18 protein-coding genes are annotated in these 22,145 nt (G+C 71.8%); 7 read left to right on the top strand and 11 right to left on the bottom strand.

What is annotated here, in order from left to right:
• Nucleotides 1-122 precede the first annotated feature (122 nt).
• The 5 genes from AB0958_RS29145 to AB0958_RS29125 are packed head-to-tail and all read right to left on the bottom strand — an operon-like array spanning nt 123 to nt 5,331.
• Nucleotides 123-1,007 (bottom strand): glycosyltransferase, encoded by an 885-nt coding sequence (locus AB0958_RS29145; RefSeq protein ID WP_366893458.1) that lies wholly within the window; start codon nt 1,005-1,007, stop codon nt 123-125.
• A complete protein-coding gene (locus tag AB0958_RS29140) occupies nt 1,004-1,747 on the bottom strand; it encodes a CDP-alcohol phosphatidyltransferase family protein (RefSeq protein ID WP_366893457.1) in 744 nt (247 codons plus the stop codon). Before AB0958_RS29140 ends, AB0958_RS29145 begins: the two co-directional genes overlap by 4 nt.
• A gap of 13 nt (nt 1,748-1,760) precedes the next feature.
• Nucleotides 1,761-2,822 (bottom strand): iron-containing alcohol dehydrogenase family protein, encoded by a 1,062-nt coding sequence (locus tag AB0958_RS29135; RefSeq protein ID WP_366893456.1) that lies wholly within the window; start codon nt 2,820-2,822, stop codon nt 1,761-1,763.
• Entirely contained in the window at nt 2,810-3,562 is a 753-nt protein-coding gene (locus AB0958_RS29130; RefSeq protein WP_366893455.1) for a phosphocholine cytidylyltransferase family protein, read from the bottom strand. Before AB0958_RS29130 ends, AB0958_RS29135 begins: the two co-directional genes overlap by 13 nt.
• Nucleotides 3,559-5,331: a DUF5941 domain-containing protein gene (locus AB0958_RS29125; protein WP_366893454.1), complete on the bottom strand. Its 1,773-nt coding sequence runs from the start codon at nt 5,329-5,331 to the stop codon at nt 3,559-3,561. Before AB0958_RS29125 ends, AB0958_RS29130 begins: the two co-directional genes overlap by 4 nt.
• Nucleotides 5,332-5,695: 364 nt before the next feature.
• Between AB0958_RS29125 and AB0958_RS29120 the strand changes: the two genes are divergently transcribed.
• The gene (locus AB0958_RS29120) at nt 5,696-6,637 is read left to right on the top strand and encodes a cation diffusion facilitator family transporter (RefSeq protein ID WP_366893453.1); all 942 of its coding nucleotides are present in this window, start codon (nt 5,696-5,698) and stop codon (nt 6,635-6,637) included.
• 189 nt (nt 6,638-6,826) lie between these two features.
• Nucleotides 6,827-7,420 (top strand): isopentenyl-diphosphate Delta-isomerase, encoded by a 594-nt coding sequence (gene idi, locus AB0958_RS29115; protein WP_366893452.1) that lies wholly within the window; start codon nt 6,827-6,829, stop codon nt 7,418-7,420.
• A gap of 21 nt (nt 7,421-7,441) precedes the next feature.
• On the opposite strand, the gene AB0958_RS29110 is transcribed toward idi, so the two are convergent.
• Nucleotides 7,442-7,936, bottom strand: a complete 495-nt coding sequence (locus AB0958_RS29110; protein WP_366893475.1) for an ATP-binding protein — start codon at nt 7,934-7,936, stop codon at nt 7,442-7,444.
• 245 nt (nt 7,937-8,181) lie between these two features.
• Between AB0958_RS29110 and AB0958_RS29105 the strand changes: the two genes are divergently transcribed.
• The 3 genes from AB0958_RS29105 to AB0958_RS29095 all read left to right on the top strand — a co-directional run bounded on the left by AB0958_RS29105 (nt 8,182) and on the right by AB0958_RS29095 (nt 12,473).
• A complete protein-coding gene (locus AB0958_RS29105) occupies nt 8,182-8,937 on the top strand; it encodes an enoyl-CoA hydratase/isomerase family protein (protein ID WP_366893451.1) in 756 nt (251 codons plus the stop codon).
• 116 nt (nt 8,938-9,053) lie between these two features.
• On the top strand, nt 9,054-9,923 hold the full coding sequence (locus AB0958_RS29100) for a hypothetical protein (RefSeq protein ID WP_366893450.1): 870 nt from the start codon (nt 9,054-9,056) through the stop codon (nt 9,921-9,923).
• A 171-nt stretch (nt 9,924-10,094) separates the two neighbouring features.
• Complete coding sequence (locus AB0958_RS29095; protein WP_366893449.1) at nt 10,095-12,473, top strand: Tex family protein; 2,379 nt, start codon at nt 10,095-10,097, stop codon at nt 12,471-12,473.
• Between the two features lie 111 nt (nt 12,474-12,584).
• On the opposite strand, the gene AB0958_RS29090 is transcribed toward AB0958_RS29095, so the two are convergent.
• Complete coding sequence (locus tag AB0958_RS29090) at nt 12,585-14,225, bottom strand: ABC-F family ATP-binding cassette domain-containing protein (RefSeq protein WP_366893448.1); 1,641 nt, start codon at nt 14,223-14,225, stop codon at nt 12,585-12,587.
• Between the two features lie 54 nt (nt 14,226-14,279).
• Entirely contained in the window at nt 14,280-15,320 is a 1,041-nt protein-coding gene (locus tag AB0958_RS29085; protein ID WP_366893447.1) for an oxidoreductase, read from the bottom strand.
• Between the two features lie 65 nt (nt 15,321-15,385).
• Between AB0958_RS29085 and AB0958_RS29080 the strand changes: the two genes are divergently transcribed.
• Nucleotides 15,386-16,333 (top strand): FAD-dependent oxidoreductase, encoded by a 948-nt coding sequence (locus tag AB0958_RS29080; RefSeq protein ID WP_366893446.1) that lies wholly within the window; start codon nt 15,386-15,388, stop codon nt 16,331-16,333.
• A gap of 27 nt (nt 16,334-16,360) precedes the next feature.
• On the opposite strand, the gene AB0958_RS29075 is transcribed toward AB0958_RS29080, so the two are convergent.
• Nucleotides 16,361-18,313 carry a Xaa-Pro dipeptidyl-peptidase gene (locus AB0958_RS29075; RefSeq protein ID WP_366893445.1) on the bottom strand — a complete coding sequence of 651 codons (1,953 nt, stop codon included), beginning with the start codon at nt 18,311-18,313 and terminating at the stop codon, nt 16,361-16,363.
• 240 nt (nt 18,314-18,553) lie between these two features.
• Between AB0958_RS29075 and AB0958_RS29070 the strand changes: the two genes are divergently transcribed.
• Complete coding sequence (locus tag AB0958_RS29070; RefSeq protein WP_366893444.1) at nt 18,554-20,029, top strand: M1 family metallopeptidase; 1,476 nt, start codon at nt 18,554-18,556, stop codon at nt 20,027-20,029.
• 110 nt (nt 20,030-20,139) lie between these two features.
• On the opposite strand, the gene AB0958_RS29065 is transcribed toward AB0958_RS29070, so the two are convergent.
• Complete coding sequence (locus tag AB0958_RS29065; RefSeq protein WP_366893443.1) at nt 20,140-20,619, bottom strand: macro domain-containing protein; 480 nt, start codon at nt 20,617-20,619, stop codon at nt 20,140-20,142.
• Between the two features lie 42 nt (nt 20,620-20,661).
• A complete protein-coding gene (locus AB0958_RS29060) occupies nt 20,662-22,113 on the bottom strand; it encodes an amino acid permease (protein ID WP_366893442.1) in 1,452 nt (483 codons plus the stop codon).
• Nucleotides 22,114-22,145 lie beyond the last annotated feature (32 nt).

The following is a 22,145-nucleotide window of genomic DNA, read 5'->3' as shown; positions in this document are numbered from 1 at the left end:
GCCTTCGTCGTCTGGTTCGTCTTACTCATGTCTTACGGAATTGTGCTACAGGAAGCCGACACGTATCCGCGAGGGGATACGGTCACGGGGTCGGCCGCGCGGCCGCGCACCCCCCGAGTCTGTCAGATCACCGGGGGACGGCCCAGTCGCGTGAGCTTCCACACGGTCCGCCAGCGCATCGGGCGACGGGGGCCGCAGGGCGTGGTCCAGCCCTCCCGGAAGCCGGCGAACCAGGCGTGCAGGGCCGGACGGGACGGACGGCGCACCAGGGTCAGCAGCAGCCACACCCCGAGGTAGACGGGGACCAGCGGCGCGGGCAGGTTGCGGCGGGCCAGCCAGACCCGGTTGCGGGCGACCATCCGGTGGTAGACCGCGTGCCGGGAGGGCGCGGTCGTGGGGTGGAACAGCACCATGTCGGAGCGGTAGTCGATCATCCAGCCGGCGTCCAGGGCGCGCCAGGCCAGGTCGGTCTCCTCATGGGCGTAGAAGAACTCGTCCGGCAGTCCGCCGACCTCGGCGAGGACCTGGGTACGGACGGCGTTGGCACCGCCGAGGAAGGTGGTGACCCGGGAGGAGCGCATCGGGTCGGAGGCCCGTAGCCGCGGCACGTGGCGGCGCTGGGTCTCACCGGTCTCCGGGTCGGCGATGCGGAAGCTGATGATGCCGAGCTTCGGGTCGGCGGCGAAGGCCTGCCGGCACAGCTCGGCGGTGTCGTGCTCGGGGAGCAGGCCGTCGTCGTCGAGGAAGAGCAATATGTCGACATCGCGACCGCTGGGACCGAAGGCTTCTATGCCGACGTTGCGCCCGCCGGGGATGCCGAGGTTCTCGGGCAGCTCCAGGGTGCGGACACCCGCGGGGACGTCCGGGACTGGCGAGCCGTTGCCGACGACGACCACCTCGATCCGCTCGCCGTTCTGCTTGGCGATCGAGTCGAGGAGGGCGCACAGTTCGTCGGGGCGGTTGCCCATCGTGATGACGACCGCGCCGACCTTCAGCCCGGCGCTCACCGCAGCCTGCTCGACGCGAGGACGGACACCAGGTGCAGCAGGGTCTGCAGCACCGCGATGCCGGCCAGCACGGCGGTGCCGAGCCGGGTCCAGAAGAGGTCGCCGTGGAAGTGGTCGGCGACGGCGAGCAGCAGGATCAGCAGCGAGGCCTCGATGCCGAGGATCAGCCGGTGGAACTTGAACGCGGCGGCGGCCCGGCGGGCCAGCGCCATCCCGGAGGAGCGCATCTCGGCGGCGGCCTCCTTGACCACCGGCAGCCCGGCCTGGTGCCGGGCGACCCCGACCAGGTCGGTCTCGGCCTTGATCAGGATCGCGCCGAGCGCGCCCAGCGTGCCGAGGAAGGCCCACAGCCAGTCGATACGGCCGCTGCCGAACAGGTCGGCGGCGCGCAGCCCGAGTCCGACCAGGACGGCCGCGTCGGTGAGGTAGGCCCCGACCCGGTCGAGGTAGACCCCGCCGAGCGAGTACTGCTGCTTCCAGCGCGCGATCTCGCCGTCGACGCAGTCGAGGAGCAGGTACATCTGGACGCACACCACGCCGAGCACGGCGCCCCAGACGCCCGGCACCAACAGGGCCGGGCACGCGAGGACGCCGAAGACGGTCATCAGGTACGTGAGCTGGTTGGGGGTGACCCTGGTGTTCACCAGGTAGCGGTCCACCCGCAGGGACACCTCACGCATGTAGAGGCGTCCCATCCAGTGCTCACCGCTGCGCCGGTCCTTGACCCCAGCGGGGTGCACGACCGGACGGAGTTCAGCTACCGATGGCCTTGACATAGTCGACGTAGAAGTCCTTGATCTGGTGGGTCTTGAGGTCGAGGTGCTCGAGGATGGTGTAGCGGCCGGGCCTGGTCTCCGGAGCGAACTCCACGACCCGGACGAACTCGTCCACGGTGAAGCCGATCTCCTCCGGCAGCACCGGCAGTCCGTGCCGGCGCAGCACTTCGGCCATGGACACGGACTGCTCGTGGGCTCCGCGCAGGTACATCGCGAAGGCCGCGCCGAGCCCGCACTGCTCCCCGTGGCTCGCGGCACGCCTGGGGAACAGCAGGTCGAAGGCGTGGTTGATCTCGTGGCAGGCGCCGGAGGACGGGCGGGAGTCGCCCGACACCGACATGGCGATGCCGCTGAGCACCAGCGCCTCGGCGAGCACCTGGAGGAAGTCGTTCTCCCCGATGCCGCCGGGGTGGCGCAGCACGGCCTCGCCGGCCTGCCGGGCCATCGCGGCCGCCAGTCCGTCGATCTTCTCGCCGTTGACGCGGTGGGACAGCTCCCAGTCCGCGATCGCCGAGATGTTGGAGACGGCGTCGCCGATCCCGGAGCGCACGAAACGCGCCGGGGCCTCCCGGATGACGTCGAGGTCGATGACGACCGCGATCGGGTTCGGCACGCCGTAGGAGCCGCGGCCCGCGTCGTTGTCGAGGGTGGCGACCGGCGAGCACAGGCCGTCGTGCGCGAGGTTCGTCGGCACGGCTACCAGCGGCAGGCCGACCCGTGCCGCGGCGAACTTGGCACAGTCGATGATCTTCCCGCCGCCGAGGCCGACGACCGCGTCGTAGCGGCCGGCCTTGATGTCGCCGGCCAGCCGGATCGCGTCGTCCAGGGTGCCGCCGCCGACCTCGTACCAGGTGGCGCCGGGCAGGCTCGGCGAGACGCGCTCGCGCAGCTTCGTACCGGAACCGCCGCTGACGGCGACGGCGAGCCGCCCGGAGTGCGAGATGCGTTCGTCGGCGAGCACACCGCCGAGGTCGTCGAGGGCACCCGGGCGGATGTCCACGACGACCGGCGAGGGGATCAGCCGGGTCAGTACTGGCACGCGATCTCCCGTCCCCTGGCGAGATCGTCGTGGTTGTCGATCTCGACCCACCGGACGTCGCCGATCGGCGCGACGTCGATCCGGAAGCCGCGGTTGACCAGCTCCTGGTAGCCGTGCTCGTAGAACTGCTGGGGGTCGGTCTCCCAGACCGTCCTGAGCGCGTCGGCGAGCTCGGGCGCGGCGTCGCCCTCGATGAGGGTGACGCCGATGTACTCGCCGGTCGCCTCGGCCGGGTCCATCAGCTTGGTGATCTTCGTCATGCCCCGCTCGGCGTCGACGACCACCTTCATCTCCTCGTCCGCGAGGGACTTCACGGTGTCGAGGGCCAGGATGATCCGCTTGCCGTCGCCGCGGGCGGCGAGCAGTGTCTTCTCGACCGAGACCGGGTGCACGGTGTCGCCGTTGGCGAGGATCACGCCGTCCTTGAGGGCGTCACGGCCGCACCACAGGGAGTAGGCGTTGTTCCACTCCTCTGCCTTGTCGTTGTCGATGAGGGTGAGCCTGAGGCCGTACTTGGCCTCCAGGGCCGCCTTGCGCTCGTACACGGCCTCCTTGCGGTAGCCGACGATGATCGCGACCTCGGTCAGGCCGATCTCGGCGAAGTTGCCGAGGGTCAGGTCGAGCACCGTGATCGAGTCCTCTATGCCCGCGGGCCCCACCGGCACCAGCGCCTTGGGCAGGCTGTCGGTGTAGGGGCGCAGACGCCGTCCGGCGCCGGCCGCCAGCACGAGGCCGATCATGCGGGTTCTCCTTCGTCGTGTACGGCGGGCGCGCCGCGCTTGTGAGCGGCCACCCAGAAGCGGATGCTCTCGACGAGCACCAGCACGGCCACGGCCACGGCGAGGACCGTGAGCGCGACCTTGAACTGCGCGGCGGTGAGCACCGCGGCGAGCACGGTGACCGCCAGCGTCCGCCCTTCCTGCCCCCCGATGACCTGTACCAGCCAGGCCGGCGGCGCCCCGGCGTCGCCGCGGATGCGGTACACCGTGTCGTAGTGATGGTAGGCGACCGCGGCCACCAGGCCGAAAGCCGCCGGAAGGGCTCCGTTCACCCCGGCTTTGCTCGCGAGGACGAGGACGAGGACGGTGCCGTATTCGGCGGCGCGGAAGAGAGGCGGGACCAGCCAGTCGAGGGCGCCCTTGAGGGGGCGGGCGAGGGCCTGGCCGGAGGTGAGGGCGTAGACGAGGGCGCCCACGACCGGGGCCCAGGTGACGCCGGAGAAGAGGGAGACGGCGAGGACGGCGGCGCCGCCCAGCGCCACCAGGAGGGGAGGGCCGAAGGGACGGCGACCCGCGAGCCGGGCGAGCGGGCCGTTGTCCGCCAGGTCCGCCAGCGCCCGCGCCGCCCGGTCGGTCCGCCTGGCCTTGCGGGTCAGCGACCGCAGCACCCGCCCGGCCGTGGTGTACGTGGCCGCGAGGGCGCAGCCGACCAGCAGCACGCAGAGGGTGATCCGCGGGGTCGTGGCCGCCGTCAGGACGGCTATGAGTGCCCACCGTTCGCCGATGGGCAGGACTATCATCCGGCGCACCCAGACCGTCCAGCCGACGCTGTCGAGCCGGTCGGAGAGGGCGGCGGTGGGGCTGGTGTTGGCGGTGGCGTCGTGGTTGGCCTCGTTGAAGGAGAAGTCGACCACGTGCCGGCAGGTCTGCAGGATCATCGCGCCGAGGGCCAGCGCCCACACGTCGTCGCCGCCGCGGGCCGCGCCCAGCGCGAGGCCGGCGTAGTAGGCGTACTCCTTGGCCCGGTCGAAGGTGGCGTCCAGCCAGGCACCGAGCGTGGAGTACTGCAGGGAGTAGCGGGCGAGCTGGCCGTCGGTGCAGTCCAGCACGAAGGACGCGATGAGCAGGACCCCCGCCGCCACGAACCCGGCCCGGGTGCCGGTGGCCGCGCAGCTCGCCGCGATCAGCGCGGTGAGCAGGGAGGCGGTGGTGACCTGGTTGGGGGTCAGCCCCCGGCGCGCGCACCAGCGGGCGACGTAGCGGGAGTAGGGGCTGATGAAGAAGGTGGTGAAGAAGCCGTCGCGGGACTTCACGGCCGACTTCAGGCGTACGGCCTCGTCGTCGACGGCGGCGACGGCCTGCCGTGCCTCGTTGCGGGCCTGCGGGTCGGCGGGGACGGCGGCGACCAGGCTGCCCAGCTCGGGGCGGTGGACGTCGGCGTCCAGGGCGGTGACGAGGCCGTCGACGGCGAGCACGGTGCCGCCGCCCGCCGAGGCCTCACGCGACAGCGCCCGGGCGAGGGCGTGACGGGCGGCTGGCTGGGCGGTGACGGCGCCGGGGATCGCGGCGAGCGGGAAGCGCGGATCGGTGAGACCGAGGCGCAGGGCGTGCGGGTGACCGACGAAGCGGGCGTCGACCACCGCCACCCGCCGGTCGGCGGGCACGGTCGCGAGCACGGCCTCGGCGTCGGTCGCGTCGGCGGCCGGGCGCACCTCGAAGCCGAGTGCCCGTAGATCGCTCTCCAGTGACGATCCGGGGACCGGCTGACCGGTGACGATGGCGGTCGACAACCGAACTCACTCCCTGGGTGCGGCGCACGGGCGCCTGCTGCGTGATGGGGCACGGTGTGGCTGGTGGCCCCCGGACGGCATTCGGCAGAGGTTAGCGGATGGTGAGGATTCCTTGTTCACCGGCCGTTCACGGCCCGGACGGCGCGCACCGGCCTGGCCTTTGCCGAGATCATCATCCGTGATCCGGGCCCCGGGCCACAAACCGCGCTCGCAGACCGGGCATTGGCGACATAGTGAGGGTGCCCTGACCTGGTTTCGTTTGCGCAGGTCAGGGCACATGACAACGGTGTTCACTGCCGCGTTGCCGGATACCCCCCACCCGTAGTTCACTGTCAACCCGGGCCCAGTACAGGAGGCGGATCCCATGGGGGCAGGGCACGACCACGGCCACGCGCACAGCCACGTGCCGGCCACCGGCACGGCCGCGGCGGCGTACCGCGGGCGGCTCCGGGTCGCGCTCGCCATCACGCTCGGAGTGATGGTGGTCGAGATCTTCGGCGGCCTGGTGGCCGACTCGCTCGCGCTGATCGCGGACGCGGCGCACATGGCGACCGACGCCCTGGGCCTCGGCATGGCCCTGCTGGCGATCCACTTCGCCAACCGCCCGGCGAGCACCAACCGCACCTTCGGCCTCGCCCGCGCGGAGATCCTCGCCGCCCTGGCCAACTGCCTGCTGCTGCTCTGCGTGGGCAGCTACGTCCTCTACGAGGCGGTCCAGCGGTTCCTGACGCCCGCCGACACACACGGCGGTCAGATGATCGTGTTCGGAGCGATCGGCCTGGTCGCCAACATGATCTCGCTCACGCTGCTGGTGCGCGGCCAGTCGGAGAGCCTGAACGTGCGCGGCGCCTTCCTGGAGGTGGCGGCCGACGCGCTGGGCTCGCTGGCGGTGCTGATCTCGGCCGCGGTGATCCTGACCACCGGCTGGCAGGCGGCCGACCCGATCGCCTCGCTGGTCATCGGCGTGATGATCGTGCCCAGGACCCTGAAGCTGCTGCGCGAGACCCTGGACGTCCTGCTGGAGTCCGCTCCGAAGGACGTGGACATGGCGGAGGTGCGGTCGCACATCCTGGCGCTGGACGGCGTGGAGGACGTCCACGACCTGCACGCCTGGACGATCACCTCCGGCATGCCGGTGCTGTCGGCGCACGTGGTGGTCCGCTCCGACGTACTGAACGCCATCGGCCACGAGAAGATGCTGCACGAACTGCAGGGCTGCCTCGGCCACCACTTCGACGTGGAGCACTGCACCTTCCAGCTGGAGCCGAGCGGACACGCGGAGCACGAGGCCCGGCTCTGTCACTGACGCCACCGTCGTCCTGGCGTTCGAGGAGTCCTCGAACAGGTACCCCTTGGGGCCCGCAGGGTTCCCGTTCGTAGGCTTAGGGCACGATCAACAACCGGGCCCCCTTCCGGCGTGCCCGTACGGGAAGTGTCGGAAGTGTCGGTTTCGTACGGCAGACTTGGGGTGCCAGGACCGAGGCGAAGGATGGGTATGCCGATCACACCTGCCACCGCGGCGCACAGCACGCCGGAAGGCACCGCGGACGCGATCTTGCTTGAACTCGTCGACGAGAAGGGTGTGACCATCGGCACCGCGGAGAAGCTGGCCGCGCATCAGCCGCCCGGACAGCTGCACCGGGCGTTCTCCGTCTTCCTCTTCGACGAGCACGGCAGGCTGCTGCTCCAGCAGCGGGCACTGGGCAAGTACCACTCCCCCGGCGTGTGGTCCAACACCTGCTGCGGCCACCCCTACCCCGGTGAGGCGCCCTTCGCGGCGGCGGCCCGCCGCACCTTCGAGGAACTGGGCGTCTCCCCGTCCCTGCTCGCCGAGGCGGGCACGGTCCGCTACAACCACCCGGACCCGGCCTCCGGCCTGGTCGAGCAGGAGTTCAACCACCTGTTCGTCGGGATGGTCCAGGCGCCGCTCGTGCCGGACACCCAGGAGGTCGAGGCGACCGCGTTCGTGACAGCCGCCGAGCTGGCCGAGCGGCACGCCGAGGAGCCCTTCTCCGCCTGGTTCATGACCGTGCTGGACGCGGCCCGTCCGGCGGTCAGGGAGCTGACGGGCGCGTCCGCGGGCTGGTGAGGGGCCGCACCCGGCCCGTCGTCACGACAGCATCGCGGGTTTGAGCGGCAGGGCGGCCCAGATCACCTTGCCGCCGCTCGACGTGTGCTCCACGTCCACGACCCCGCCCGCCTCCCGGGCTACCTCCCGGACCAGCAGCAGCCCCCGGCCGCCGGTCTGACCGTGGTCGGCCTCCAGGGCGGTCGGGCGGTAGGGGTGGCTGTCCTCCACCGCCACCCGCACCCACTCGGCGCCGACGGCGACCTCGACGGCCAGCACCGGCGACAGCACCGCCGCGTGCTTGACCGCGTTGGTGACCAGTTCGGAGACGATCAGCAACAGTCCGTACACCAGGTCCTCCGTGACGGGGACGCCCTGGCGCCGGAGCAGGTCCCGTACGGCGCGGCGCGCCTGCGGGACAGAGGCGTCCACGGCGGCGGCCGTGAACCGCCAGACGCCCTCGTACGGCAGCGGATCCGGCGGCGGCTCGCCGCCCGCCTCTGGACGCGGGTCGTGCCCGCGCCCGTGGTTCTCCATCGTCCGGTCGCCACCCTCGCGCTCGATTGTCACCACACGTCGAGTGTTGGTAACGACCCGCTCCGCTCCGGATGACTGAACACAAGTCAGCAACTATCGAACGGATCTGACCGTTGGCGTATGACAACGTCAGTTGTGGGACCGCTTGCTGAACCGCCGAAAGCCGACTTCGCGAACTATTAGGGTTGTACTGCAACCCCTGGGGACGTGGGGAACCGCGCGACGCGTGGATACCATCCGGCACCATGGAGCCCCGCCTCACCCACCGGGTCGAAGAAGCCGTTGCCACCGTAGTGATGCGCAACGCGACCAAACGCAACGCGATGACCGCGGCGATGTGGCGGGCCCTTCCGCCCCTGCTCGGGGAACTCGCCGCCGACCCCGCCGTGCGGGCACTGGTCCTCACCGGCGAAGGCACCACCTTCTGCGCCGGCGCCGACATCTCCACCCTCCAGGGTTCCGCCGCCGAGGCCCAGGCCCTCGCCGGCGCCGCCGAGGAGGCGCTCGCCGCGTTCCCCAAGCCGACCCTCGCCGCCATCCGCGGCCACTGCGTCGGCGGCGGCGCACAGCTGGCCGCCGCCTGCGACCTGCGGTTCGCCGAGGAGGGCGCGCTGTTCGGGGTGACACCCGCCCGACTCGGCATCGTCTACCCGGCCGCCGCCACCCGCCGTCTGGTGTCCCTCGTCGGCCCGGCCACCACCAAGTACCTGCTCTTCTCGGGCGAGCTGCTCGGCACCGAGCGGGCACTGCGCACCGGCCTGGTGGACGAGGTGCTGCCGGAGGGCGAACTGGACAAGCGGGTGGCCGAGTTCACCAGGATCCTGACCGCGCGCTCCCAGCTGACGCAGGCCGCCGCGAAGGAGTTCGCGAACGGCCGCACGGACCGCGACGCCCACTGGGCCGAGCAGGCCCGCGGCAGCGGCGACACCGCGGAGGGCGTCACCGCGTTCCTGGAGCGCCGTCCGCCGCGGTTCACGTGGTCGGTCCCACGCCGAGGCTGAACCGGCTCTCGGGCCGGTGTCGGCGCGGCTCCGGACGCCGTCGACGGGGCGGACGAGGACGGCTCGCCGCGCCGGGGCCCTGGAGTCCGTACCGACCAGTCAGTAGCGTGCTCGCCATGACTACCACCGCCCTGGAGCCGCTCGCCGGCCGCCGCTGCCACACCCTGCTCAACTCCCTGCACGCGACGCACTACTTCAGCCCCGAGCTGGCCGAGGAACTGGCCGCGCTCGGGGTCAACCACCCGCGGGCCGTCAACTTCGCGGCGCGCGCTGCCGCGTTGGGACCGGTCGGGGCCGGGACGGTGACGGCCGTGTTCTACAACTACAAGCACGAGCTGGTGGCCCGGCACGTGCCGGCCGTCTGGGAGGCCGCCTCCCCGCACGACGTGCTCGCCGCACGCGCGCGTGCCGTCGACGCGTCGATGCGGCGGCTGCTCGGTGCGGACGCGGTGGGCTGCGACGCGATGGCCGAGGCGGCGGAACTGGCGCTGCGCGCCACCGAGGCGTGCTCCCGCGCGGGACGGCCGCTGTACTCGGCCCACGCGGACCTGCCGGTGCCCGGGGAGCCGCACCTCGCCTACTGGCACGCGACGACGCTGCTGCGTGAGCACCGCGGCGACGGGCACGTCGCGACGCTGGTCGCGGCCGGTCTCGACGGTCTCGAAGCGGTGGTCACGCACACCGCGACCGGCAAGGGCATGCGGCCGAAGTGGGTGTTCGCCACGCGCGGCTGGAGCCGGGACGACTGGGAGGCGGCCCGGGAACGGCTCCGGGAGCGCGGGCTGCTGGACGCGGCGGGCGAGCTGACCGCGGCGGGAGTGGCCCTGCGGGCGGAGATCGAGACGCAGACGGACCGGCTCGACCGGGCGCCGTACGAGCACCTGGGGGCCGACGGAGTGGCCCGGCTGACCGGGCTGGCGCGCGGCTTCGCCGCGGCGGCCGTGGCGGCGGGTGCCTTTCCGGCGGATCTCGTCGGCAAGGGATGATCGCGAAGGGCTGAGTCGAGCGCTGCCGGGGCCAGGTCGCGGGCGCGGCGGCCGGGCGCGGCGGGCGGCCGGTCGCGGCGGACACGGCGGAAGGGGCGCCCTGAGGCCCGGTTGTCGGTGTCACCTGCCACAATTGCGGCGCAACCTCAGTGGAGAAGGCGGTACGGGATCGTGACGACACCCGGGTCCCTGGTTCCAGGGTCCATCGAAGGCAGGATCGCCGAGGAGCTCGGCGTACGGGAGCGGCAGGTCAAGGCTGCCGTGGAACTGCTCGACGGCGGTTCGACGGTGCCCTTCATCGCCCGCTACCGCAAGGAAGCGACCGAGATGCTCGACGACGCGCAGCTGCGCACGCTCGAGGAGCGGCTGCGCTACCTGCGGGAGCTGGAGGAGCGGCGCACCGCGATCCTGGAGTCGGTGCGGGAGCAGGGCAAGCTCACCGACGAGCTGGAGGCGCAGATCCGGGGCGCCGAGACCAAGGCGCGGCTGGAGGACATCTACCTGCCGTACAAGCCGAAGCGGCGGACCAAGGCGCAGATCGCGCGGGAGGCCGGTCTCGAACCGCTGGCCGAGGGGCTGCTCGGCGACCCGACGGTGGAACCGCTCACCGCGGCCGCCACCTTCGTGGACGCCGACAAGGGCGTGGCCGATCCGCAGGCCGCCCTGGACGGGGCCCGCGCGATCCTCACCGAGCGGTTCTCGGAGGACGCCGACCTGATCGGTGAGCTGCGCGAACGCATGTGGGTGCGGGGCCGGCTCACCGCGAAGGTACGGGACGGCAAGGAGGAGGCGGGCGCGAAGTTCGCCGACTACTTCGACTTCTCGGAGCCCTTCACCGAGCTGCCCTCGCACCGGATCCTCGCGATGCTGCGCGGTGAGAAGGAGGACGTCCTCGACCTCGTCCTGGAGCCGGAGGAGCCGACCGAGGGGCCGTCCTCGTTCGAGGGGATCGTCGCCCACAGGTTCGGGATCGCCGACCGGGGGCGGCCCGCCGACAAGTGGCTGTCGGACACGGTCCGCTGGGCCTGGCGGACCCGGATCCTCGTCCACCTCGGCATCGACCTGCGGCTGCGGCTGCGTACGGCCGCCGAGGACGAGGCGGTCGACGTGTTCGCGGCGAACCTGCGCGACCTGCTGCTGGCCGCCCCGGCGGGCACCCGCGCGACGCTGGGTCTGGACCCCGGTTTCCGCACCGGCGTGAAGGTCGCCGTGGTCGACGCCACCGGCAAGGTCGTCGCCACCGACGTCATCTACCCGCACGTCCCGGCCAACAAGTGGGACGAGGCGATCGCCAAGCTCGCCCGCCTCGCCAAGGAGCACGCGGTCGAGCTGATCGCGATCGGCAACGGCACGGCGTCCCGTGAGACCGACAAGCTCGCCGGTGAGCTCATCACCCGGCACCCGGAGCTGAAGCTCACCAAGGTGATGGTGTCGGAGGCGGGCGCGTCCGTGTACTCGGCGTCCGCGTTCGCCTCGCAGGAACTGCCCGACATGGACGTGTCGCTGCGCGGCGCGGTCTCCATCGCCCGCCGTCTCCAGGACCCGCTCGCCGAGCTGGTGAAGATCGACCCCAAGTCGATCGGCGTGGGCCAGTACCAGCACGACCTGTCCGAGGTGAAGCTGTCGCGCTCGCTGGACGCGGTGGTCGAGGACTGTGTGAACGGCGTCGGGGTGGACGTCAACACCGCCTCCGCGCCGCTGCTCGCGCGGGTCTCCGGCATCACCTCCGGGCTCGCCGAGAACATCGTGAACCACCGGGACGCCAACGGCCCGTTCACGTCCCGTGCCCAGCTGAAGAACGTGGCCCGGCTCGGCCCCAAGGCCTACGAGCAGTGCGCGGGCTTCCTGCGCATCCGCGGCGGCGACGACCCGCTGGACGCGTCGAGCGTGCACCCGGAGGCGTACCCCGTCGTACGGCGCATGGTGAAGACGTCCGGCCAGGAGGTGGCCTCGCTCATCGGCAACACGGGTGTGCTGCGCTCCCTGCGGCCGACGGACTTCGTGGACGACACGTTCGGTCTGCCGACGGTCTCCGACATCCTCAAGGAGCTGGAGAAGCCAGGGCGTGACCCGCGTCCGGCCTTCAAGACGGCCACCTTCAAGGAAGGCGTCGAGAAGATCTCCGACCTGGCCTCCGGGATGATCCTGGAGGGGGTCGTCACGAACGTGGCGGCGTTCGGCGCGTTCGTCGACGTCGGTGTGCACCAGGACGGTCTGGTGCATGTCTCGGCGATGTCCAAGACGTTCGTCAAGGACCCGCGGGACGTGGTGAAGCCGGGTGACATCGTCAAGGTGAAGGTGCTCGACGTGGACATCCCGCGCAAGCGGATCTCGCTGACGCTGCGCCTTGAGGACGAGGCGGCGCCGGTCTCCGCCGGTGAGCGCCGGCAGCAGCGCGGCGGCGGCGCACGTCCGCCGCAGCAGCGCCAGCAGCAGCGCCAGGGGGGCGGCTCCCGCCAGGGGGCGGCGGCCCCGGCCCCGGCGAACAGCGCGATGGCCGACGCGTTGCGCCGCGCGGGCCTGCTGAACCCGAAGAACGGCAAGCGGTGACGACTCCATCGGGAGCCGCGGCCCGGTGAGGTGCCGGGGAGCCGCGGGACCGTCCGGTCCGGCCGCGCGGCTCCCTGCACCCTTGGGCAGGCCCGAAGCCCGCTCCGGGGCTCAGCGTTCCGTGACCTTGCCCGCGGTCAGCTCCAGGTGGCGGGTGACCTGTACCGCGTCCAGCATGCGGCGGTCGTGGGTGACCAGGAGGAGGGTGCCCTCGTAGGTGTCGAGGGCGGACTCCAGTTGTTCGATCGCGGGCAGGTCCAGGTGGTTCGTGGGCTCGTCCAGGACGAGGAGGTTGACGCCGCGGCCCTGGAGCAGCGCCAGGGCGGCGCGAGTGCGTTCGCCCGGGGAGAGCGTGCCCGCCTGGCGCAGCACATGGTCCTGTTTGAGGCCGAACTTGGCCAGCAGGGTGCGCACCTCGACCGGCTCGGTGTCCGGGACCGCCGCGCAGAAGGCGTCCAGCAGGGACTCGGTGCCGTGGAAGAGCCTGCGAGCCTGGTCGACCTCGCCGACCAGCACGCCGGAGCCGAGGGCCGCGTGCCCGGCGTCCAGCTCCACCCGGCCCAGCAGCGCGGCGAGCAGCGTCGACTTGCCCGCGCCGTTGGCGCCGGTGACCGCGACCCGGTCCGCCCAGTCGATCTGGAGGGAGACCGGGCCGAGGGTGAAGTCGCCGCGCCGTACCTCGGCGTCCCGCAGGGTCGCCACGACGGCGCCCGAACGCGGAGCCGCCGCGATCTCCATGCGCAGCTCCCACTCCTTGCGCGGTTCCTCCACGACCTCCAGGCGTTCGATCATGCGCTGGGTCTGGCGGGCCTTGGCGGCCTGCTTCTCGCTGGCCTCGCTGCGGAACTTGCGGCCGATCTTGTCGTTGTCGTTGGACGCCTTGCGCCGGGCGTTCTTGACGCCCTTGTCCATCCAGGAGCGCTGCATCTGGGCCCGGTCCTGGAGGGCGGCCCTCTTGTCGGCGTACTCCTCGAAGTCCTCGCGGGCGTGCCGGCGGGCCACGTCGCGTTCTTCCAGGTAGGCGTCGTAGCCGCCGCCGTAGAGGTTGATCTGCCGCTGGGCGAGGTCGAGTTCGAGGACCTTGGTGACCGTGCGGGTGAGGAACTCGCGGTCGTGGCTGACGACGACCGTGCCCGCGCGCAGACCGGTCACGAAGCGTTCGAGCCGCTCCAGGCCGTCGAGGTCGAGGTCGTTGGTGGGCTCGTCGAGGAGGAAGACGTCGTACCGCGACAGGAGCAGGGAGGCGAGACCCGCGCGGGCCGCCTGGCCGCCGGACAGGGCGGTCATGTGCTGGTCCAGGTCGACGGCGAGGCCCAGCGAGTCGGCGACCTCCTCGGCCCGCTCCTCCAGGTCGGCACCGCCGAGGTCGAGCCAGCGCTCCAGGCTGACGCCGTAGGCGTCGTCGGCGCCCGGTGCGCCGTCCACCAGGGCCTGGGTCGCCTCGTCCATCACGCGCTGTGCCTCGGCGACGCCGGTGCGCCGGGCGAGGAACGCGCGGACGGTCTCCCCCGGCCGCCGCTCCGGCTCCTGGGGCAGATGGCCGACGGTCGCGGTCGGCGGGGAGAGCCGCAGCTCGCCCTGCTCGGGGGCGGTGAGCCCGGCGAGCAGCCGGAGCAGGGTGGACTTGCCCGCGCCGTTGGCACCGACCAGACCGATCACGTCCCCGGGTGCGACGACGAGGTCGAGCCCGGAGAAGAGCGAGCGGTCGCCGTGCCCGGCGGCGAGGTTCTTGGCGACGAGGGTGGCAGTCATCAGAAGGCCGATCCTAATGGTCCGGGCAGGGCGCTCCGCGTCCCGTTCGCCCGGTCAGCGGGGCGTCGCCGCCACCAGGACGCCGCCTGTGGTCCGGGCCACGACGTAGGACGCGCCTCTGGCCGGTCTCCCGTCGAGGGGGACGCGGTGGCTGCCGGGTTCCAGGACGCCGTCGAAGAGTTCGTGGGCGCGGGGGCGGGAGAACCGGTCGAGCCGGTACGCGGTGAGCCGTACCCGGCAGGGCGCGGTGACCTCGACGACCGCGGTGCCGGCGGCGACGGCGGTGCCGGCGGCGACGGCCAGGCGGGCGAGCCGGCGCTGCGGGAGCGGGCTGCGGTCGAGCGCGTGCTCGATCTGGGCGACGAGGAGCGGGACGATCGGGGCGAGCCCGTCGACGTACGCGACCGTCACGCCCGCCCGGCCGAACGCCTCGCGGACGGCGGCTCGTTCGGGCTCCCCGGCGGTGGGGCCGAAGGCCACGGCGCCGTAGCAGCGGAGTTCCTCGGCGGGGACGCCGTCGGCGTCACGGGTGATGTCGGCGCCGATGCCGATGGTGCGCAGGGCGGCGGCCAGCCTGGCGAAGAGGGCGACCCGGGCGCCGATCAGCAGGACGCGGCGGGCGGCCGGCGGGCCGGAGTCCGCCAGGAGGGCGCCGAGGGCCTCACGGTAGCCGGGACCGTGGAAGCGGAACGGGCCGATGCCGCGGTAGCCGTTGAGCTCCAGGTCGGCGTGCGGTCCGGTCTGCCAGGCGAAGTCGCGCCAGACGTAGTCGTCGCCGTCCCGTTCGATGAGCGCGGTGACCGCGCCGCAGGCCAGGTCCTCGCACTCGGGGCAGCCGTAGATGACGTACCGGTCGCCGGGCAGCGGCGGTTCGGCCTCCAGTAAGAGGCAGCGGACCTGGGCGGTGAAGATCGCGGGCGGGACGTCGGAGGCGAGCGGGGAGACGGCGTCCAGATCGGAGAGCTGGAACAGCAGCGGGCGGCCGTCGACGATGAAGTCCACGAAGTCCCGGTGGAGCTGGTAGCCGCCGTCGGCGCGGACACCGCCGGCGCGCGTCGCCGGGGCCAGGCCGAAGGTCGCGTATGCGGCAGACATGCTGTGAGTATCCCCAGAGCGGGACGTTCTGAGCGCGGCATGACATCTTCGGCTACCGTCGCGTCGTGGCGTACGAGCTGAGCGACGAAGTGACCGTGGTCGGTGCCGGGGTGGTCGGGCTGACCACGGCGGTGGTGCTGGCCGAGGGCGGCCGCCGGGTGCGGGTGTGGGCGCGGGAGACCGGTGGGCGTACGACCTCGGCGGTCGCCGGTGCGCTGTGGTGGCCGTACCGCATCGAACCGGAGGCACTGGTCGGGGAATGGGCGCTGGCCTCCCTCGTGGTGTACGAGGAGTTGGCGGCGCGGCCGGAGGAGACCGGCGTACGCCTGGTCGAGGGTGTACACGGGGGGCTGCGGCTGGACGAGGTGGGTCCCTGGGCGGCGCGGGTGCCGGGGCTCAGCGACACCGACGAAGGGGTCGCGGCACGACTGCCGTTGATCGACATGCCGGTCCATCTGGCCTGGTTGCGGGCGCGGTTGGAGCGGGCGGGTGGGACGGTGGAGGAGCGGGAGGTGCGCGGGCTGCACGAGGTGCCCGCGCCGGTCGTGGTCAACTGCACCGGGCTCGGCGCTCGTTCGCTGGTGCCGGATCCCGCTGTGCGTCCGGTGCGCGGACAGCTGGTCGTGGTGGAGAACCCGGGGATCACGACCTGGTACACGTCCGTCGACGAGGTCGAAGGGGGTGCGTCCGCCTACTTCTTCCCGCAGCCGGGCGGTTTGCTGCTCGGGGGCACGGCGGAGGAGGACGGCTGGTCCCTGGAGCCGGATCCGGCCGTCGCGGCCGGGATCGTGGCGCGGTGCGCGGCGGTACGGCCGGAGATCGCCGGGGCCCGGGTCCTGGCGCACCGGGTGGGGCTGCGGCCGTACCGGGGAGCGGTCCGGTTGGCCCGTGAACCCCGTCCGGACGGCGGGCTGCTGGTCCACAACTACGGGCACGGCGGGGCCGGGGTCACGGTGGCCTGGGGGTGCGCCCGGGAGGCGGCCGGCCTGGTGGACACCAAACCGGCTGCCTAGCACCGCTTTCTTCCGAGGCCCCGGTGCTCAGCTCGCCGGGACGCGGTGGGTGGTGCGCGGGGCGCGCACGCCGCCCAGGAGACCCGTCGTGGGGGCGCTCCAGCGGGCGGTGGTGGCGCCGGCGAACGCGGCCGGGCCGCCGACCAGCGGGACCCTGGCCGCCGTACGGGACAGGTCCAGGGTGAGCGTCGGGCTGGTGGACGGCGGATCGATGAGGTCCTTGTCCGTGCCCGCGACGATCAGCGCCAGCCGGTGTCCCTTCGCTACGACGTGGTCGGTGGCCGCGAGGTCGACGGTGATCGTGTACGCCCTGCCCGGGGTGAGCGGGACGCCCCTGCCGGGGTCGGCGTAGGTGCCGAGGTCGGCCCAGCCGCGGCTGAAGACGGTGTAGTCGACGGCCTTGGTCTTCGCCGCGGTCCTCAGGAAGCAGGCGCTGTCACCGGCCGTGCTCGCGCCCCAGCAGGTGCGGTCGGTGAGCGTGGTGATGCCCTCGGCCGCGTCGGAGTAGTCCCGGATGGTGTCCGGGCCGAGGTCGACCAGGACGGCGGTCAGGTGGGCCGTCGAGGTGGTCGGGGTGGCGGTGACCGTGACCGTGGAGGAACCGGACAGCCGCACGTCGTGCGTGAGCGGCGCGGTGAGGAAGCCGGCCTTGTCCGGGGTCGGGGTGGCGATCCGGGCCGCCCAGTCGGTCTCGCTCTGCCGCGGGTCGTCGGTGAAGGTCTCGGTGCCGGTGCCCGTGCGCAGGCCGAGGGTGCCGACGCCCGCCTGGGTGCCCGCGGCGGGACGCAGGGTGGTGGCCCGGGTACCCCGCGGCGGCCACACGGCGGAGGTCACCCACTGGTCGGGGTGGCGTTCGACGTCGGCCATCGGCTCGTGGTCGATCCCGTTGTCGTAGCCGAGGAGTTCGTGGTCGAACCAGCGGTGCAGGGTGTCGACCCAGGCGCCGCGCCGGTAGTCGAAGGGGTCGACGTGGCCGGTCTGGGAGAGCCAGATCTTGCGCCGGACGCCGTTCTTCGCGAGGGCGTCCCACCACTGGCCGAAGTGCTTGGTGCGGACGTTGAGGTCCTGCATGCCGTGCACGAGGAACACGCTGGCCTTCACCTTGGCCGCGTCCTTGACGTAGTCCCGCTCGGTCCACAGGCCGGTCCAGTCGCCGCTGCGCGGGGCGCCGGCGGCCAGCTTCCGCTGGACGGCGGCGCACGAGGCGTGGGCCGCGTCGCTCTCCACCGCGTCGGCGAGCCAGTCGGGTCCCGAGTCGTACAGCGGGGCGCCCTGGGCGAAGTAGTAGTCGTACCAGGAGGAGATGGCGCTGATCGGGACGATCGTCTTCAGGCCTTTCACGCCGGTCGCGGCGACACCGTTGGCGATGGTGCCGTCCCAGCTCTTGCCGATCATGCCGGTGCGGCCGTTGGTCCAGGTCGCCCTGACGGTGGTGGTGCCGGTGCGGCTGCTGTACGCCTTGGCCCGGCCGTTCAGCCAGTCGACGACGGCCTTCGCGGACCGGATGTCCGAGCGGCCGCCCACGTCGACACAGCCGTCCGAGCGGTTGGTGCCGGCCAGGTCGACGCCGACGACGGCGTAGCCGCGCGGTACGAAGTAGTTGTCGTAGAACAGCGGCATCCGGACGATGTTCCCGTGGGCGTCGTACGTCTTGAGCTGGCTCTCGTTGCCCCGGCCGCAGCACGAGTAGTAGGGGCTGGCGTCCATGATGACCGGCACCTTGCGGCCCTGGGCGGCGGGTTCGGCGGGGCGGACGATGTCGGCGGCGACGCGGTCGGTCTTCCCGTCGCCGTCGGAGTCGAGTCCGGTGTCCACCCAGACCGCCTCGCGGATGGCGTGGGCGTACGAGTAGACGGGCCGGCTCTCCCGGGGGTTACCGGCGGCCTGGGCCGTGGCCGGGGTGAGGAAGGCGGCGATCAGGGCCGCGACGGCCGCCACGGCGAACGGTCTCCAGATCGTGAAGCGCGTACGAATCGACATGCGGCGGACGCTACCCCGGTCAACTCCCGTGCAGAAGGGGGCGCCTGAGGCGCCGTCGGATCGGATGACGGCTGAATGGCGATCGTGTGACAGCAGGGGCCATGGACAGGCCAGGGGTCACAGGGAGTGAATAGGCTCCGAACAGGCACGTGCTCCGTCCACCAGATGCATGCTCCGTCGACGTGGCGTCCCGGCCCGCTGTGGCGGGGCGCCCCGGCCCCCTACCGAACTGGAGTTCACTTGCACCGCAGAATCTTCGCGCCGGGCGTCCTCGCGGCGGCCTCCCTGCTGCTGGCGATCCCGGCCTCGGCGGCGAGTTACAGCCCCGGCGCGCCGGGGATCGGCGACCCCTATTACCCGTACTACGGCAACGGCGGCTACGACGTCTCCCACTACGACCTGCGCCTGCAGTACCAGCCGGCCACCGATGAACTGGCCGGAACGGCCACGATCCTGGCACGGACCACGCAGGATCTGTCCAGCTTCGACCTGGACTTCCTGCTGGACGTGAGCGAGGTGCGGGTCAACGGGACGCAGGCCGCCTTCACCACCTCCGGTCAGCACGAGCTGGTGATCACGCCGAAGTCGCCGCTCGCGAAGGGCACGCCGATCACCGTCGTCGTCCGCTACAGCGGGGTGCCGTCGACCAAGACCGCGTACGGCTTCAACACGTGGCACCGCACCCCGGACGGCGCGGTCGCGGCGGACGAGCCCGAGGCGGCCTGGTGGTGGTACCCGAGCAACGACCACCCACTCGACAAGGCGACCTACGACGTGTCCGTGGCCGTCCCCGACGGCACCCAGGTCATCTCCAACGGTCTGCTCCAGTCGACGAGTTCGAAGCTGGGCTGGACCCGCTACAACTGGCGGCAGAACAAACCGCAGGCGACCTACCTGACCACGCTGGCGGTCGGGAAGTTCGACATCACCAGCAGCACATCCGAGGGCGGGGTGCCGGTCGTCAACGCCTACAGCAAGGACCTCGGGGACAACGACGGGGCGGCACGGGCGAGCGTGGAGCGCACCGGGGAGCTGGTGGACTGGCTCTCCGGCTACTTCGGGCCGTATCCGTTCGCCTCGGCCGGCGGGTACGTGCCGAACACCACCACCGGCTACGCGCTGGAGACGCAGACCCGGGTGTACTACAGCCCGAAGCAGTTCGCGAACGGCTCCAACACCTCGGTGGTCGTGCACGAGCTGGCCCACCAGTGGTACGGGGACGACGTCTCCCTCAAGGGCTGGAAGGACATCTGGCTCAACGAGGGGTTCGCTCGGTACGCGCAGTGGCTGTGGTCGGAACACGAGGGCGAGGGGACGACGCAGGAGCTCGCCGACTACGTGTACGCGTCGCATCCGGCCGACGACGCGTTCTGGACGGTCAAGCCGGGGGATCCCGGTCCCGACGACCAGTTCGACATCGCCGTGTACGACCGGGGGGCGCTGGCCGTGCAGGCGCTGCGGAACGCGGTCGGTGACGACGCGTTCTTCGCGATCCTGAAGGGGTGGCCGAAGGAGCACGCGTACGGGAACGCGTCGGTCGGGGACTTCGAGGAGTACGCCGAGAAGGTGTCGGGGAAGTCGCTGGGCGCGCTGTTCGACGCGTGGCTGTTCGAGCCGACGAAGCCGGCGGCTGCTTCTTTCAGGGGCGCGGCCGCGGTGGCTCCGGTGCAGCCGAAATCCTGGAAGAAGATCGAGGCCACGAACTACGTGCACTGAGGGGGTGCCGGGTTCGGTACGCGGGGGGGCTGCGGGCCTGTTGTGGCTGGTCGCGCAGTTCCTCCCCCAGCCTTCGGCCGGGGGTACCCCCAGCGCCCCTGAAGGGGCGCCTAGGTGCCGTAGTCGTAGACCGTGACCGGGATTCCGCGAGACAGCAGGCGTTCGTTTATCAGGGGCTCGATGCGGGACCACTTGCCGCCGGCCAGGCCGCAGCCTATGCGCGGCATGTGGACGGACGCGCCGAGTTCGAGGGTTCGGTCGGCCAGGGTGGCCAGCGCCGTGTCGATCGCCTCGTAGCGGACCGGGACGCCCTTGCTGCCCGTTCTGGTGCCGCGCTGGCCGATCATGTTGGCCACCCATGTGTAGCGGTCGGCGCGGACCAGCTGGACCGCGCCGAGCGCGAAGTCGTTGTGCGCGCGGTCGCGGTGCCAGGCCCGGTACGCCTTCTCCGGCTCCGGCCAGCGGCGCGAGACCGCCAGGACGAAGCCCTTGCCCCAGCCCCCCAGGTCGTTGCAGACATGGGCGATCACCTTGACGCCCTTGCCCGACGGCGCGGTGGCGTCCCCCCGGATGTACGTGATCTCCGACATGACGCCACCCTAGGCGACGCCACTGACAGTGGCGCTGACCTGCTACTTTTGGTGGGACCGCTGGGCGACCCGGCCGCGAACGCCGAACCAGCCCGCCACCAGGAGTGCGGCGATCACCGGGATGAGCAGGAGGGTCTTGCGGCCGACCTCCGGGTCGTTCCCCATCATGCCGAGGCAGAGCAGCAGGAAGGCGATCGTGGCCAGCTCTGTGTAGGGGCTGAAGCGGAGGCGGAACGACGGGCGCTCGACCAGGCCCGCCTTCGCCCGGCGGACGAAGACCAGGTGGCAGAGCATGATGATCACCCAGGTGCTGACGATGCCGAGGGAGGCCACGTTCAGCACGATCTCGAAGGCCTGGCTGGGCATCAGGTAGTTCAGCCCGACGCCGAGCACGCAGACCGCGCACGTCAGCAGGATGCCGCCGTAGGGGACCTGGCTGCGGTTCATGCGGGCCGTGAACTTCGGGGCGGAGCCCGCCGCCGCCATCGAGCGCAGGATGCGGCCCGTCGAGTACAGGCCGGAGTTGAGGGAGGACATCGCGGCGGTGAGGACCACCAGGTTCATCACGTCACCCGCGCCGGAGATGCCGATCTTGGAGAGGACCGTGACGAACGGGCTCTCGTCGGCCGAGTAGACCGAGCCGGGGAGCAGCAGGGCCAGGAGGACGACCGAACCGACGTAGAAGAGTCCGACGCGCCACATGATCGAGTTCACCGCGCGCGGCACGACCTTCTCCGGCTCGGCGGTCTCGCCGGCCGCGACGCCGACGAGTTCCAGGGCCGCGTACGCGAAGATCACGCCCTGCATGACCAGGACGACCGGCATCAGGCCGTGCGGGAAGATCCCGCCGTGGTCGGTGATGACACTCAGGCCCGGGGTCGTGCCGTCGACCTTGTGCCGGGTGGCCAGCAGGAAGATGCCGACCAGCATGAAGCCGACCAGGGTGGCGACCTTGACGATCGCGAACCAGAACTCCATCTCTCCGAAGATCTTCACGGAGATCAGGTTCACCGCGAGCACCACGGCCAGGGCGATCAGCGCGAGCGTCCACTGGGGGATGCTCGTGAACATGCTCCAGTAGTGCGTGTAGAGCGCGATCGCGGTGATGTCGGCGATACCGGTCGTCGACCAGTTGAGGAAGTACATCCAGCCGGCGACGTAGGCACCCTTCTCACCGAGGAACTCGCGCGCGTACGACACGAAGGATCCGGAGGAGGGGCGGTACAGGACCAGCTCGCCGAGGGCCCGGACCACGAAGAAGGCGAAGACGCCGCAGACCAGGTAGGCGAGGGCGAGCGCCGGGCCGGCGTTGTGCAGGCGTCCGCCGGCGCCCAGGAAGAGGCCGGTTCCGATCGCACCGCCGATGGCGATCATGTTGACGTGGCGGTGCTTGAGGTCCTTGCTGTAGCCGGCGTCGCCCGCGTCCGCGGGCGTCCGTGCCGCGTCGGTCCGGGTGGCGACGGCCTGTGCCGTGTCGACGGCGTCCTTGCTCACAGGTGGGTCCACTCTCTGGTGCGCCCGAGCGG

It is taken from the genome of Streptomyces sp. NPDC006655 (assembly GCF_040703965.1).
In the GTDB taxonomy this organism is placed as follows: domain Bacteria; phylum Actinomycetota; class Actinomycetes; order Streptomycetales; family Streptomycetaceae; genus Streptomyces.
The sequence above is the reverse complement of the archived record's forward strand: the minus strand, read 5'-3'. Positions and strand labels throughout refer to the sequence as shown.

What these genes read in the sequence shown, in the direction of transcription:
- AB0958_RS29130 (WP_366893455.1), bottom strand. Translation starts at nt 3,562, where the DNA reads ATGATCGGCCTCGTGCTGGCGGCCGGCGCCGGACGGCGTCTGCGCCCC.
- AB0958_RS29120 (WP_366893453.1), top strand. Translation starts at nt 5,696, where the DNA reads ATGGGGGCAGGGCACGACCACGGCCACGCGCACAGCCACGTGCCGGCC.
- idi (WP_366893452.1), top strand. Translation starts at nt 6,827, where the DNA reads ATGCCGATCACACCTGCCACCGCGGCGCACAGCACGCCGGAAGGCACC.
- AB0958_RS29110 (WP_366893475.1), bottom strand. Translation starts at nt 7,936, where the DNA reads ATGGAGAACCACGGGCGCGGGCACGACCCGCGTCCAGAGGCGGGCGGC.
- AB0958_RS29105 (WP_366893451.1), top strand. Translation starts at nt 8,182, where the DNA reads ATGGAGCCCCGCCTCACCCACCGGGTCGAAGAAGCCGTTGCCACCGTA.
- AB0958_RS29100 (WP_366893450.1), top strand. Translation starts at nt 9,054, where the DNA reads ATGACTACCACCGCCCTGGAGCCGCTCGCCGGCCGCCGCTGCCACACC.
- AB0958_RS29090 (WP_366893448.1), bottom strand. Translation starts at nt 14,225, where the DNA reads ATGACTGCCACCCTCGTCGCCAAGAACCTCGCCGCCGGGCACGGCGAC.
- AB0958_RS29085 (WP_366893447.1), bottom strand. Translation starts at nt 15,320, where the DNA reads ATGTCTGCCGCATACGCGACCTTCGGCCTGGCCCCGGCGACGCGCGCC.
- AB0958_RS29075 (WP_366893445.1), bottom strand. Translation starts at nt 18,313, where the DNA reads ATGTCGATTCGTACGCGCTTCACGATCTGGAGACCGTTCGCCGTGGCG.
- AB0958_RS29065 (WP_366893443.1), bottom strand. Translation starts at nt 20,619, where the DNA reads ATGTCGGAGATCACGTACATCCGGGGGGACGCCACCGCGCCGTCGGGC.